Genomic DNA, 14,811 nt, shown 5'->3' with positions numbered 1-14,811 from the left:
AGCATGAGATAAAACGTATTTAGGCAAGGCATTGATTGTAGGTAATGGTGTACCCATTAGCAAAATCAATAACGCAGAGTAAATGCGTTTTAGCCATGCCCTTCGGGCGCTTCACAAGGCTTCCACTACTGTGTTGTGGCAACTTGAAAGGTACCTACATTCCTGTATTGCCACGCCGTGTATTGAAAGCCCTGTGATAGCGCTGAATCATGGATCTACAGGTGCTTTGGGTATAAGAACCACCTGTAGATGCAAGAATTCAGCATGAGATAAAACGTATTTAGGCAAGGCATTGATTGTAGGTAATGGTGTACCCATTAGCAAAATCAATAACGCAGAGTAAATGCGTTTTAGCCATGCCCTTCGGGCGCTTCACAGGGCTTCCACTACTGTGTTGTGACAACTTGAAAGGTACCTACATTCCTGTATTGCCACGCCGTGTATTGAAAGCCCTGTGATAGCGCTGAATCATGGATCTACAGGTGGTTTGGGTATCCTTTACCAGATCACTTCGTAATTTCAAACTGAGTAACTTTACCATTTAGCTTGGTTAACTGCTTTAACTCAGGAAGCTTACTCTCTAACTCTTTCTTGTTAAGTGAAGGACCTACAAAGACTTTTGTCAGTGTGCCGTTCGGGGTTTTTATCGGGCGCGTGAAAGTTTTGAAACCATTCGCTTTTAGTTTTTCTTGAAGCGATTTCACATTAGGTGCATGAGAAAAACTCCCCAATTGAATAACATACGCCATTTTGGTGAGGTTTTCTTCTGGCTTACGGGTTGGCTCAGGAGTATTAGCGACCGGCTTTGCAGGCTCTTGCACTGCAACTTTTGGCTCAGCTTTATTAATCACAGGCTCATCTGTTGATGCTTCAATCATTTTCGGGGCATCGCTAAATGATTGCTGTTCTGTTGCCGTTAACTCGGCATCATTAGCTTTAACATCTTCAACAGCAACTTCGGCGGGTTGCTCAGCTGATGCCACTTTATTGTCTATAGCTTGTTGTAAGTCAATCGTGGTGAACTCAGGGCGGTCAGGGATCGCTTTAAAGTTTTCTGCATGATGAACTTTCTCTCCGTCCAAAATATTTGGAATGAAGACAATAGCCGCTACAACCACAATGGTGGTTCCTACTAAGCGATTAATAAACCCTGCGTTCACCGATTTCCTCTCTATTCTTTAAAGTAATTGATAGCAGCAGCCACAGTTATAAATGACCCAAACACAATCAATAAGGTGCTTTTATCTAGCTTTGGTAACATTGCATCTAATGCAGCTTCAACACTCTTATAATGGGTACTAGGCGCTGTTGATGGCGTTTCTGCTAATGCGCTGGCAAGGTTTTCGACGGTATCTCCACGAAAACAGTCTAAACTCGCCAACGACCATTCATCAACTACATCGGCCACAGCCGACATAGCAGCCACTTTATCTTTATCTGCAAGCATAGCGACTAATGCATGAATTTTAAACCCTTGATCTTTATACACGCTTAATTTACGTGCTAAATAACGAGCCGACTCTGGGTTATGAGCTACATCAGTAAAAATAAGTGGTTGCTCACTTAGCTGCTGAAAGCGACCTTCAACCGTCAAGTTTGCTAAACAGTCTCTTACTTGTTGTTCATTTGGTAATAAATCAAGCTTACTAAGTAGAGTCAATGCTGTGGCAGCATTTTGACAAGGGATCGCAGGTTTAGCTAAACGCCAGTCATTGGCTTTGTATTGCCAATTAAAGCCTTCACTATCTTCTGTGAATTTAAAGTCGCGACCTGATAACACCATATCGGCGTTAATTTCATTACCGTAATCAGTTACTGTGTGTGGAATAGCTAAATCGCCAACGATTGCGGGCGTATTGGTACGGAATATACCTGCTTTATCGTAGCCAACTAACTCACGAGTATCACCAAGGTATTCTTTATGGTCTAAATCTATTGTAGTGATCACACAAGCATATGGGTTGACTATATTAGTAGCATCATAACGACCACCAAGACCCACCTCTAAGAGTACATAATCAACCGCATGGCGTTTAAAAATAGCTAAAGCGCCCAGTGTTCCGTATTCAAAATAAGTCAGTGGTGTGTCACCACGACCTTTTTCGAGCATATCGAAAGCATCAACATGGTATTGATCATCAAGCTCTTGGCCATTAATACGCACGCGCTCGTTGTAACGAATAAGATGCGGAGAAGCATAAGTCCCCACACTAAAACCTTGTGCAAGCAGTAAGCTTTCTAAGCAACGAGCTGTCGTTCCTTTACCATTCGTACCTGCAATAAGGATTATTTTGCTTGATGTATCGAGTAAGCCGACTTGGTTTGCCACACGCTCTACGCGCTCAAGACCCATTTCGATATTGGCTGGATGTACACTTTCTAAATAACAAAGCCAATCATCAAGGCTTGATGATTGGCTAGGAAGGATTTCTGTCATAGCGTTTAATCAGTTAAGCTGAAATTTACGCTACTCTATGCTCTTGTTCAGTAGAAGGCAAGTTCATAAATTTCGCTAAGATACGTGCAAGGGTGTCACGCATTTCACGGCGGTCAACAATCATGTCGATTGCACCATGCTCTAGCAAGAATTCACTGCGTTGGAAACCTTCTGGTAGCGTTTCACGTACTGTTTGCTCGATTACGCGAGGACCCGCAAAACCAATTAATGCTTTAGGCTCTGCAACGTTCACATCACCAAGCATTGCCAGCGATGCAGATACACCACCCATTGTTGGATCAGTTAATACTGAAATAAACGGTAAACCTTTTTCGCTCATCTTTGCAAGCGCAGCACTTGTTTTAGCCATTTGCATTAATGACATAAGGGCTTCTTGCATACGTGCACCACCCGATGCAGAAAAACAGATAAGTGGCATATCATGCTCTAAGCATTGGTCAACAGCTTCAACAAAACGTGCACCTACTACTGACGCCATTGAACCACCCATAAATGAGAATTCAAATGCAACAGCAGCAACAGGAATGCCTTTTAAACGGCCTTTCATTGCAACAAGTGCGTCTTTTTCACCACTTGCTTTTTGTGCTTGGGTGATGCGGTCAGAGTATTTTTTAGAATCTTTAAACTTTAATACGTCTTTTGGTTCGTGTTCAGCACCAATTTCGTGACGATCAGCATCATCTAAAAAGTTTTCTAAACGTTTACGGCCACTTAAACGCATGTGATGATCACACTTAGGACATACGTTGAGTGCTTTTTCTAATTCTGCTTTGTATAAAATTGAATCACAGTCTGTACACTTAGCCCAAACCCCTTCAGGGATTTCTTTACGACCTGATGATTTAGTCGTTTTAGGTAAGATTTTTTCTAACCAACTCATTTGCAACTCTCTTAAATGCTGTTCTGTGTCGCAGTCTGTTTAATCAAGTATGCTCGATGCACTACTTCTAGTAATTAAACAGACAGATTTTTTCAATTAAAACATGAATTACCCGTAGACGATATAAAAAACTGGTCTTAGTAGTGCAGCACTTTCAGTTAACTATCTGAATCAGGTAAAAACAGAGGTCCTAATGGTGTTTTAGGAATACCAAAGTGTTCAGGGTAATCCACATCCACTAAGTAAAGACCAGCAGCCTTTGCTGTGGCACTTGCCTTAGCGCGTTCTTTTAAATCAAGTAATTCTTTTAACCAGACTGGTTCATGTTTATGCAGACCAATATCCATCAAACAGCCAGTAATATTTCGTACCATATGATGTAAAAATGCATTCGCTTTAATATCAATTATCACATAGTCACCTTGGCGTTTTACCGACAAATGGTGAATCGTACGATTTGCTGTATTAGCTTGGCAATGCAGTGCCCTAAAAGAGGTAAAGTCATGCTCACCAATTAAATACTGACAGGCTTCTTGCATTTTAGTTTCATCGAGTGGGTGATGAAAATGCGTCACCCCTTCGCTCATGATTGCACCGCGATAGGTGTAGTTATAAATAACGTAACGATAGCGACGAGCTGTGGCGCTAAAACGAGCATGAAAATCTTCACTGACAGGCTCGGCAAACCGAATAGAAATATCTTTCGGTAACAGGGTATTCATGCCCATTGTGAATGCAACCATTTCACGTTCTGCATGAGTGTCAAAGTGAACCACTTGCCCTGTGCCGTGAACACCAGCATCAGTGCGGCCAGCACATACGATTTCGACTGGGTGATTACAAATCCGCGACAACGCCGTTTCTACTTCTTGCTGTACGCTATTGACATGTGATTGACGTTGCCAACCACTGTAACGGGCGCCGTTGTACTCTACTCCAAGTGCTACTCGCATAATGACCTATTTACCTACTGTGCTAAATGACGGGGCATTTTATGCGATCTGCTCGCGCAATAAAAGCACCCTTGTACTTCACCCTGTTAGCACGATTAGTTTTTAATCGTCCTCGACGTTGTCTAAGCCCTTGGTACCTTCTTTAGCGCGAAGTTTGTGATGAATAGCTGACTTAATCAACATGTAACCACTGATAGGTGCGGTGATCAGTAAGAAAATTGAAATTAGGATCTCTTTAACGCTCACTCCATCATGGTGATAGCTAAAATACACCATTGCAGCGATAAGTAATGATGCCATTCCTAAAGTAGTGGCTTTAGTTGGCCCATGTAAACGCATAAAAAAGTCTGGCATTTTCACTAAGCCAATCGAACCAATCAAAATAAAGCAACCACCAATTAACAGTAAGATTGATACAATCCATTCACTCATTATTTGTTACCTTATTCAATAATATCGCCGCGCAGCAAATATTTACATACTGCAACGGTACTAACAAAACCAAGCATGGCAATTAATAAAGCGGCCTCAAAATAAAGCCCGGTATCCATACTCATGCCATAAAGAATTATCAGCGCAATGGTGTTAATAAACATCGTATCTAGCGCTAATATACGGTCAGGTACCGATGGACCCACTATTAAGCGCCATAAATTTAGTAATAACGAGATGGCGATCATCGCATAGACAATTAAAAATACGGTATCTAGCATCTAAAAATCTCCTTAAGCGGTGCTTCATAGCGCTGCTTAATAGTATTAATTAACGCCTGTTCATCTGCTAAATCGAGCACATGGATCAGTAAATAGCGCTGCTCAATTTCTTCGCCCTCTTCGAGTGACTCAGGAATAGGATAAACCTCTGCACTCACAGTGCCTGGGGTTAGTGACACAGTGCTTGCCAAAATAGTGATTGGCATTTCATGACTTAAATCAAGTGGTACTTTTATAAAGCCCGGACGCAACTTTTTAGTCGGCCCGAGTATTAAAAGCGCAACTTGTAAATTGGCAGTGACAATATCGTACAACACTAAAAGTAAGTACTTAAACGCCAATCCTGGTCTAACAATAAGGGGCTGTGGATCGCGAAATGGAAAAGTGATCCACGGAATTGTTATAGCAAAAAAAGTAGCTAACAGCAGATGCCCTGGCGACACGCTATTATTGAGTAATAACCAGACAACAAAAAGTAATACACTACGAAATGGAGTCGGTAGCCAACGAAAACGAGCTTCTAAACGCATTATTGGCCTCCTTGTAATACATTCTGAATGCCTTGGTTTATATCAAACAATTGCTCAGAGGTTGCTAGCATATATTCAGATATTGGCCCTGCAAAAATAACCATTAACGGCGAGCATGCTAACAGCACAATGACCGCAGTCACTTGTAAAGGGTGTGCTTTTACGCCCTCAATTGCTTCACTATCTTTATATTTGTGATCCCAAAAAAGGCTTGTACCAGCACGCGATATCGCAACCAACAGTGCCAAACTAGATAAAATATAAATAGGCCAAAACAACATGGCTTTTTCGCTATCTAGAGTACTCTTTAAAATCCAAATTTTACCGACAAAACCTGACAATGGTGGCATCCCCACCACGGCAAGTGCCGCAATCACAAAACAAATACCTAACAAGAATGGCTGAGCAACTGCACGCCCCGCCACTAAGCGGTCAGCGACCTTACCGCGCTGCTGCGCAATTAAATCAGCCAATAAAAACAGGACAGCACAAATTAAAGTTGAATGAACTAAGTAGTAGAGTAACGCAGCTGTAGCAGAGACATTTTGAATGGCCACCAACGCAACGAGAGTACCAACCGACACCACCACCAAGTTGGCAATCAACTTACGGAAATCTTGGCTAGCTAAAACACCAATAGCGCCCATCACAATTGTCGCCAGTGCTAAGCCCCACAACCAAGGCTGTGCCATATGAGCAAGCTCACCTGCATTCTCACCAAATATAACGGTGTATACACGCAGCATGGCATAGACACCTACCTTAGTCATAATCGCAAATAATGCAGCTACCAATGGCATTGCACTTGCGTAAGTATTCGGTAGCCATAAATGTAAAGGTAAGAGCGCGCCTTTAAGTGCAAACACGACAATCAGTAACAAGCCACCTATTTTCGCAAGGTATACATCATCACCTTTTAGTAAAGGGACTTTTTGTGCTAAATCAGCGATATTTAATGTTCCTAGGACACCATATAAAATACCTAACGCGATTAAGAATACACTTGAACCAATTAGGTTTAATATCACGTACTGCAGTGCTGCTCGTGTTTTGTGTTTGTCACCGGCATGCATCAATAGCGAATAAGAGGCAATCAGTAACACCTCAAAAAATACAAATAGGTTAAACACATCACCAGTTAGAAAAGCACCATTCACACCCAGAATTAAAAAATGGACCAGCGGGTGAAAAAAGCTGCCTTTTTTGTCGTCACCTGCACAGCTATAAAGCACAATCACCGCGCCCAATAGACTCGTTAGTAGCACCAGTAATGCAGAGAGCCTATCAGCCACAAGCACAATACCAAAAGGTGCTGACCAATCACCGATAGCATAAACCAGTGATGCAGTCGTATTAACATGAAATAGCAAATAAGCACTTATTAGCAACGTAACTATCGATAAAATAACGGAAGCTACACGACGAATATGTAAGTTTTTACCGCACGGTGGCATTAATAAAATAACGCCCGCCAACATAGGGATTAAAATGGGTAAAGAAGCTAAATGCTGAATCATTTTTGCTCCTTAGATGATTTTAATAAATGACCGTCAACATGATCATTACCCAAATCAGCACGACCACGAATAGCTAAAATAACCACAAAGGCGGTCATCGCAAAACCGATAACTATAGCGGTAAGCACAAGTGCCTGCGGTAATGGATCCGCATACTCACTAGCACTGCCTAGTACTGCAGCTTTATTAATCGTTAAGCGACCTGACGAGAATAAAAATAGGTTAACCGCGTACGATAACATGGTTAAACCAAGCACAACCGGAAAGGTACGTGCTCTTAATATTAAGAAAATCCCGCATGCAACCAGCACGCCCACGCATGATGCGTACAATACTTCCATTAAATATTTACCTCTCGCTTGGGTGTATCGGCAGTCAATTTACCTAAACTTGCCAAAATCATCAGCGTTGCACCTACAACAGTTAAATACACACCTAAATCAAATACGATAGCACTGGCAAGTTCTGTTTTGCCGACTAACGGAATATCAAAATAATCAAACCACGTTGTTAAGAATGGACGGTCAAAGAACCAACTACCCACACCTGTGAACAACGCAATAGCAATACCTGACGCAATAATTTTGCGATAATTCACATCAAATCTGTCTGCAATCCAGTGTGAACCATTTGCCATATATTGCAAAATAAACGCAATCGCCGTTACTAGACCTGCAATAAAACCACCACCCGGTAAATTGTGACCTCGTAAGAAAATATAAGCAGACACCAATAATGCCAGTGGTAATAGACTTTGCGAAATACTCGACAGTAAGATTGGATAACGCTCTCTAGCCCATGGGCGCCCTTCGCTATCACTTGCCGGCATAAACAATGGCAGATTAATAAGTAATTTATAAATACCTAATGCGGCAATACCCAGTACGGTTATTTCACCAAGGGTATCAAAGCCCCTGAAGTCAACTAAAATCACGTTTACAACGTTAGTACCGCCACCGCCAGTTTTAGCATTGGCAATAAAGAAATCAGAAATTGATTCAAGCGGTCTAGTCAACAGCGCGTAGCAGATACTGGCCACAACCACACCAATTGCCGATGAGATACCCAAGTCTCGCAGAATACGCAGTGAGCTTGATTCTTTCGGAGTACGCTGCGGTAAAAAGAATAATGCGAGCATAAGTAGCATCACAGTGACAACTTCAACTGTTAACTGAGTCAATGCTAAGTCTGGCGCAGAGAATCGAGTGAAAGCTACAGATACCATCAGGCCTACAATTGAAATCATAATCAAAGATATCATTCGCGAACGATGCCAAATAACAGTAACAAGCGCACCGATAATTAACAGACCCGCGCCAATGGCGTTATGAAAATCAATAGGTGTTAATTCACTTGTGCCCGCGAGTTGTTGCATCTCAAACAATGGCCAACCAGCACACATCAAAACAACCACAATCATTACAAAAGCGTATCGTTGCAATGAACCATTTTCAATACGGTTAACTTTAGCTTGTGACCATTTGATCACAGAATACAGGCCTCGTTCAAAGCCTTTTTTAGCATTTAATGTCGGTAATGAAGCTTGGAAATGGAACAGGTGCTTGCGTTGCACATAAATAAGCACACCACAGCAAGTAGCAATAAAGCTCATTAATAAAGGTAAATTAAAGCCATGCCATACCGAGAGCTTATAATCTGGAGCTGCATCACCAAGTACCGCATACGAAGCAGACGCTAAAATATCGCTCACAGCAAAGTGAGGGAACATACCCACTAATAAACATAACACCACTAAAATTTCGATTGGCACACGCATGTAACGTGGTGGTTCGTGTGGCTGTTTAGGTAAATCAATCGGGTCACCATTAAAGAACACGTCATGAATAAAACGTGCAGAATAAGCGACCGATAAAGCACCAGCTACAGTTGCTAAAACCGGAATGAGCCACGACATCGAACCTAGTACTTGCTGATGCAAGGTTTCAGCAAAGAACATTTCTTTCGATAAGAAACCATTTAACAATGGCACACCAGCCATCGCAGCCGCAGCAACCATTGCAAGCGTGGCAGTATAAGGCATAAAGCGCCACATACCGTTTAGTTTGCGCATGTCACGAGTCCCCGTTTCATGATCAATAATACCGGTTGCCATAAACAATGAGGCTTTAAACGTTGCATGGTTAATAATATGGAAAATCGCTGCAACCGTGGCAAGTTCAGTATCTAAACCAAGTAATAACGTGATAAGACCCAAATGACTGATGGTTGAATAAGCAAGTAAACCTTTTAAGTCATGCTTGAATAATGCGATATAAGCGCCAACCAATAAAGTAGCAAGACCAGTCATAGCAACCAAGATAAACCACGTATCAGTGCCTGCTAATGCTGGGTAGAAACGGGCAAGCAAAAAGATACCAGCTTTAACCATGGTAGCCGAATGTAGATAGGCACTCACAGGTGTAGGTGCAGCCATTGCATGCGGCAACCAAAAATGAAACGGGAATTGCGCCGATTTAGTAAACGCCCCCAAAAGCACCAATACTAACGCTACTTCGTAGAGCGCATGAGATTGAATGAGTGCTTTACTCGCTAAGATAACATCCAAGTCATAACTACCAACGATGTCACCAATCAATAATAAGCCTGCCAATAGCGCAAGACCGCCCGCCCCTGTAATAGCAAGCGCCATGCGCGCACCCTTACGGGCTTCAGATTTATGCCACCAATAGCTAATAAGCAAAAAGGAACTAATACTGGTAAGCTCCCAGAATAGCCAAAGCTGGATAACATTATTCGACATTACTATTCCGACCATCGCGGTCATAAATAGCATTAAGTAGCAATAAAGCTTAGGCAGGGAGTCGTTATTACTTAAATAATAACGCGCATAGAAAATCACTAAGGTACCAATACCTAAGATCATGTATAAAAAAAGTAAGGTTAAACCATCAAGTCTAAAAGACACTTGCATGTTTAATAACGGGATCCACTCTGCGCTGTAGCGAATCATTTCACCAGAAAATACCGCAGGTGTGTACGAGAATACTATTCCAAGGGCAAGCAAAGGCGCTAGCATAGTCAAAGCGGTACTTTGATTACGCGTTAGTTTTGAGGTGCAGGATGAAATAACACTGCCGATTAAGGATAACAGGGGTATCCAGAGCAAAGTCATAATTAAGAGCCTTTTAGTGTCATAAGAATATCAATACTGCTGCTAGTTATAATTAGTTGCGTACTGTTCATTTGGATGGTTAAAAGTTGGCTTCAAAAAAAGCTTACAATGCGTATAGTTATACTGATCAGGGGCTATTTTGTCTATAGCAGCCACACCTATTCGCACAAGTTTTAACCACTTTACATACTAAAATAGCAATAAATTGACGATTAGTCAGAAAAACTATGTTTAGTTGAAGCCATTGTAATTGAAGGTTTTAAGCCCAAAAAAGCAAAGTAATCTAAAAATCGAACAGGCTTTGTTAAGGGCTGGTTAATTTGCTTTTGCCAAAGTTGTCGATACTGTTCAGACAGCCCCATTAACTGATACTGCATAATTGACCAATCAGGGCTTGGCTTATAGGCCAAATTATTATTACAAGCGATACTCTTTTGCCAGCCTATTGGAGGTTTAAGCTGACGCGCTATAAATAAATTTGGTGCAACATGACCCTGCTGCTGACATAGCCACTGCTGCTTTTGAGTTGGCAATGTGTATTCATCTTCAAAGCCATTAAAATGCATCAACTCATGTAAAAACACAGCATAAGGCTGTGTTGAATTAATATGCATTATTCCGCCACGCACGTTAGCACTGCCCTGTTCAGACATCATAACAATAAAATCAAATCCAGCGGGCCACGTGTAATCTTCTGCCTGATACCAATCACACTCCAGCACATTATCACTGCTGTTACATTGAAACTGGTCTGCTACATAAACAACTTCGCTAAAACAAAAACTGTTGAGCGAAGGTTCTGGCTTTGACTCGTAACGTTGCTTAAACAACTTCAGCGTAGCAATTCCATCAGCGTGATCAGTCATCATCAGCACATTAAAATGGCACTGTGGCTGTGCTTTCAATTCATTTAGCGATAACACAAATTGATGTTGTTCAGCATATTGAGGACTTATATTTGCTGTTGCCATGCCTTGTCGTAAATACCAAGATTGTTTGGCATTGCCATTTGGTAATTGACCGCTACGCCAAAGCATAGAAATAGCCTGCCATTGTTGATCCGCTGCCAGATAATCAGCTAAGCGTTGTTGCTGTAAAGGATTGAAGCTATCAAACCGAGTTTGCCACCATAATTGCGCAGCAGAGTAATCACCCTTTTGTAAAAATCGCATGGCAAGTTGATAGGTTGCATTAATATTTTTAAGTTCAGCGAGCCTTCGTAATTGCAGGGTTGAAAGTGTGTCCAATTGCGTGTTGAGGGCATTAGGCGCTAGGTGATAAATAGCAACGGCTTGGGAAGGTCTCTTCTGAGCGTAAAAAACGTAACTCGGAGAAAACAATGATACTGAGCTTGAAACACAACCCAAGCTCAGTAAAGTAATAACCAGCAAATAAACACTAGCTCGCGTCTTCACCAGCCATTAACTCAAGTTCTAAGCGAGCGTATTTATATTCAACAAACTCATGCACATTGGTGGCAAGGGCAAGTCTAAAGTAATCAGCAGCCAAGTAATTATCACCTGCCGCTTGATGCATCTTAGCGAGGTAAAAATAGGCTTCACATAAGCGGTGTGCATACTCTTGTTCAGAGGTAACCCCTTCGATGATACCAGACAAGAATTCAAACTCACTGACATCGCCTAGATACAGTGCAAGTAACTGGTAACCCCATTGAGACTCGTCAACACCTTGTGCATTTGCTTTTAAGTCAATTAAGGCCTGTGCTTTATCAGCTTCTGATTGAGCTAAGTAAAGCCAAAGTACACGGTATGGGTCGCTTGGTGAGCGATTTAAAAATTGTTGCAAATCATCTTGAGCAAGTAACGGGCGATCAGCATAGTAGAGCGCAATCCCTCTGTTTAAATAAGCATATTCATGCTGCTCATTTAACTCTAGTGCTGAATCAAAAAACTCATAAGCTTGTTCATACTGTTGCATGAGTGTGTGGTGAATACCTAAAAAGTTATACACCTCAGCTAAATCAGGTTTAAGCTTAATCGCACGGTTAAAATCGATACGTGCCAGTGTCGACATGCCTAAGCTGTCAAATAATACACCGCGGTCATAATAAAGTTTGGCTTGTTGTTCTGCACTCAAATCTGCACGATTTAAAAGTTCAGAGTAGCGCGCAATCGTAATTTCATTGCGGAAATCAGGCAGTAGCGGCGCAGTAAATGGAACATTAACAATCGGAACTGACTCAGGTTGTGAGGTTGTTTGACACGCACTTAAAGAAAAAATAGCCACTGCGGTCAATGCTAAGTGTTTAAAAATCATTAAATTCCTTAATACCTGAATTTTCTGTAGACAAAATCGAAGCTAATAGGTTTCATTAAAGCATAAAAAAAGGGGCTAAACAGCCCCTTTTTCTTATAACCAGCAAATAACTGGCTACTCAATCATCATTAAGCGTCTTTTGGCTCTTCAGCTTTTTCTTCAGCAGCTGGTTCCATTGCTTCTTTGATGCTTAAACGTACACGACCTTGGCGATCTACTTCAAGAACTTTAACTTTAACTTCTTGGCCTTCGCTTAGGTGGTCAGTTACGTTGTTAACACGCTCAGTGCTGATTTGTGAAATGTGCACTAGACCGTCTTTACCCGGAAGGATATTAACGAACGCACCAAAATCAACGATACGTACAACTTTACCAGTGTAGATTGCACCTACTTCTAGTTCAGCAGTTAATTGCTCAATACGCTTAATAGCTTCGTTTGCACTCATGCCATCAGTTGCAGCGATCTTGATTGTACCGTCATCTTCGATTTCAATCGTTGTGCCAGTTTCTTCAGTAAGTTGACGGATAGTTGCGCCACCTTTACCGATAACTTCAGCGATTTTCTTAGCAGGGATTTGCATTGTGTAGATGCGTGGTGCGAACTGAGATAACTCTTCAGAAGGAGCAGAAATCGCTTCGTCCATAACACCTAAGATGTGTAAACGTGCAGCTTTCGCTTGTTTAAGCGCGATTTGCATGATTTCTTTAGTGATACCTTCGATCTTGATATCCATTTGTAGTGCTGTGATACCGTTTGAAGTACCCGCTACTTTAAAGTCCATATCACCTAAGTGATCTTCATCACCTAAGATGTCAGAAAGAACAACGAAATCGTCGCCTTCTTTAACTAGACCCATCGCAATACCAGCAACAGATGCTTTGATTGGTACACCAGCGTTCATAAGTGCTAGTGATGTACCACATACTGATGCCATAGACGATGAACCGTTTGATTCAGTGATTTCTGAAACAACACGGATTGAATATGGGAAGTCAGCTAATGTTGGTAATACCGCAGCAATACCACGCTTAGCTAGGTTACCGTGACCGATTTCACGACGCTTAGGAGAACCTACAAAACCTGTTTCACCTACGCAGAACGGAGGGAAGTTATAGTGAAGCATGAAGTGATGCTTGTTAGTACCAGTTAAGTCGTCGATTAACTGTGAATCACGCTCAGTACCAAGTGTTGCAGTCACAAGTGCTTGCGTCTCACCACGAGTGAAGATTGCAGAACCGTGAGTACGTGGTAAAACACCGGTCATTACGTCTAGTGCACGAACCATGTCTGGTTCACGACCATCGATACGCTTTTCACCAGCGATGATACGGCCACGAACGATTTCTTTTTCTAACGAACCGAATAGTTTGCCAACTTCTTGTGTATCTAGCTCTTCGCCTTCAGCAAGTTCCGCTGTTAATTTAGCAACAACTTCTTCTTTTGCAACACCAAGTGCTTCTTTACGCGCTACTTTGTCAGTGATGCGGTAAGCTTCACCTACTTTTTCAGCAGCGATTGCAGAGATTTTCTCAGCAAGAGTTACGTTTTTCTCTGGTGCAGTCCAATCCCAAGCTGGTTTACCAGCTTCTGCTTTGAACTCGTTGATTGCGTTGATGATAGCTTGAGATTGCTCATGACCATAAACAACCGCACCTAACATGACGTCTTCAGATAGTGTTTCAGCTTCTGATTCAACCATAAGTACTGCGTTATCAGTACCTGCAACAACTAGGTCTAATTGGCTTTCTTCAAGCTCAGCTAGTGTTGGGTTAAGTACGTATTCACCGTTGATGAAACCAACACGTGATGCACCGATAGGGCCATTGAATGGAATACCAGAGATAGCAAGTGCTGCTGAAGTACCAATCATAGCAACCATGTCAGGTTGGATTTCTGGGTTAACAGAAACAACTGTCGCGATTACTTGTACTTCGTTTACGAAACCGTCTGGGAAAAGTGGACGGATTGGACGGTCGATTAGACGAGCGATAAGTGTTTCGCCATCGTTTGGACGACCTTCACGCTTAAGGAAACCACCAGGGATACGACCCGCAGCGTACATACGCTCTTGGTAGTTAACTGTTAGTGGGAAGAAGTCTTGACCTGGTTGTGCATCACGCTTACCAACAACAGTAACTAATACTGAAGTGTCGCCAATGCTTGCTAGTACTGCGCCGTCAGCTTGACGAGCGATAGCACCTGTTTCTAGAGTCACAGTGTGTTGACCTAGTTGAAATTCTTTAATAATTGCTTGCACTTAAAAATGTCCTTTAAATGTAAAAGCAACTCAGAGCAGTGCTCCGAATTGGTAAAAAATAGTCCATCAAAGTACCAATTACAGTACTTAAT

The 14,811-nt window shown here is 41.9% G+C and carries 13 protein-coding genes; all 13 read right to left on the bottom strand.

Annotated elements, in window-relative coordinates; all coding sequences use genetic code 11:
* Nucleotides 1–506: 506 nt before the first annotated feature.
* The 13 genes from E5N72_RS07920 to pnp all read right to left on the bottom strand — a co-directional run bounded on the left by E5N72_RS07920 (nucleotide 507) and on the right by pnp (nucleotide 14,719).
* Nucleotides 507–1,160 carry an SPOR domain-containing protein gene (locus E5N72_RS07920; protein WP_135923970.1) on the bottom strand — a complete coding sequence of 218 codons (654 nt, stop codon included), beginning with the start codon at nucleotides 1,158–1,160 and terminating at the stop codon, nucleotides 507–509.
* An 11-nt stretch (nucleotides 1,161–1,171) separates the two neighbouring features.
* On the bottom strand, nucleotides 1,172–2,437 hold the full coding sequence (folC, locus tag E5N72_RS07915) for a bifunctional tetrahydrofolate synthase/dihydrofolate synthase (RefSeq protein ID WP_135923969.1): 1,266 nt from the start codon (nucleotides 2,435–2,437) through the stop codon (nucleotides 1,172–1,174).
* A 25-nt stretch (nucleotides 2,438–2,462) separates the two neighbouring features.
* On the bottom strand, nucleotides 2,463–3,338 hold the full coding sequence (gene accD / locus E5N72_RS07910) for an acetyl-CoA carboxylase, carboxyltransferase subunit beta (RefSeq protein WP_135923968.1): 876 nt from the start codon (nucleotides 3,336–3,338) through the stop codon (nucleotides 2,463–2,465).
* 158 nt (nucleotides 3,339–3,496) lie between these two features.
* Complete coding sequence (gene truA, locus E5N72_RS07905) at nucleotides 3,497–4,291, bottom strand: tRNA pseudouridine(38-40) synthase TruA (protein WP_135923967.1); 795 nt, start codon at nucleotides 4,289–4,291, stop codon at nucleotides 3,497–3,499.
* Between the two features lie 102 nt (nucleotides 4,292–4,393).
* On the bottom strand, nucleotides 4,394–4,726 hold the full coding sequence (locus E5N72_RS07900) for a Na+/H+ antiporter subunit G (RefSeq protein WP_135923966.1): 333 nt from the start codon (nucleotides 4,724–4,726) through the stop codon (nucleotides 4,394–4,396).
* A gap of 8 nt (nucleotides 4,727–4,734) precedes the next feature.
* Nucleotides 4,735–5,004 carry a K+/H+ antiporter subunit F gene (locus tag E5N72_RS07895; protein ID WP_135923965.1) on the bottom strand — a complete coding sequence of 90 codons (270 nt, stop codon included), beginning with the start codon at nucleotides 5,002–5,004 and terminating at the stop codon, nucleotides 4,735–4,737.
* The gene (locus E5N72_RS07890) at nucleotides 4,998–5,534 is read right to left on the bottom strand and encodes a Na+/H+ antiporter subunit E (protein ID WP_135923964.1); all 537 of its coding nucleotides are present in this window, start codon (nucleotides 5,532–5,534) and stop codon (nucleotides 4,998–5,000) included. The genes E5N72_RS07895 and E5N72_RS07890 overlap by 7 nt, the downstream gene beginning before the upstream one ends.
* Nucleotides 5,534–7,051: a monovalent cation/H+ antiporter subunit D gene (locus tag E5N72_RS07885; protein ID WP_135923963.1), complete on the bottom strand. Its 1,518-nt coding sequence runs from the start codon at nucleotides 7,049–7,051 to the stop codon at nucleotides 5,534–5,536. The genes E5N72_RS07890 and E5N72_RS07885 overlap by 1 nt, the downstream gene beginning before the upstream one ends.
* Nucleotides 7,048–7,392, bottom strand: a complete 345-nt coding sequence (locus tag E5N72_RS07880; protein ID WP_135923962.1) for a Na+/H+ antiporter subunit C — start codon at nucleotides 7,390–7,392, stop codon at nucleotides 7,048–7,050. Before E5N72_RS07880 ends, E5N72_RS07885 begins: the two co-directional genes overlap by 4 nt.
* Entirely contained in the window at nucleotides 7,392–10,184 is a 2,793-nt protein-coding gene (locus E5N72_RS07875) for a monovalent cation/H+ antiporter subunit A (RefSeq protein ID WP_135923961.1), read from the bottom strand. Before E5N72_RS07875 ends, E5N72_RS07880 begins: the two co-directional genes overlap by 1 nt.
* A 212-nt stretch (nucleotides 10,185–10,396) precedes the next feature.
* Nucleotides 10,397–11,431 carry a hypothetical protein gene (locus E5N72_RS07870; RefSeq protein ID WP_168246722.1) on the bottom strand — a complete coding sequence of 345 codons (1,035 nt, stop codon included), beginning with the start codon at nucleotides 11,429–11,431 and terminating at the stop codon, nucleotides 10,397–10,399.
* A gap of 151 nt (nucleotides 11,432–11,582) precedes the next feature.
* Nucleotides 11,583–12,461 carry a lipoprotein NlpI gene (gene nlpI, locus E5N72_RS07865; protein ID WP_135923959.1) on the bottom strand — a complete coding sequence of 293 codons (879 nt, stop codon included), beginning with the start codon at nucleotides 12,459–12,461 and terminating at the stop codon, nucleotides 11,583–11,585.
* A gap of 128 nt (nucleotides 12,462–12,589) precedes the next feature.
* Complete coding sequence (gene pnp, locus E5N72_RS07860) at nucleotides 12,590–14,719, bottom strand: polyribonucleotide nucleotidyltransferase (RefSeq protein ID WP_135923958.1); 2,130 nt, start codon at nucleotides 14,717–14,719, stop codon at nucleotides 12,590–12,592.
* Nucleotides 14,720–14,811: the final 92 nt, after the last annotated feature.

This window comes from Pseudoalteromonas sp. MEBiC 03607 (assembly GCF_004792295.1).
In the GTDB taxonomy this organism is placed as follows: Bacteria; Pseudomonadota; Gammaproteobacteria; order Enterobacterales; family Alteromonadaceae; genus Pseudoalteromonas; species Pseudoalteromonas lipolytica_C.
The sequence above is the reverse complement of the archived record's forward strand: the minus strand, read 5'-3'. Positions and strand labels throughout refer to the sequence as shown.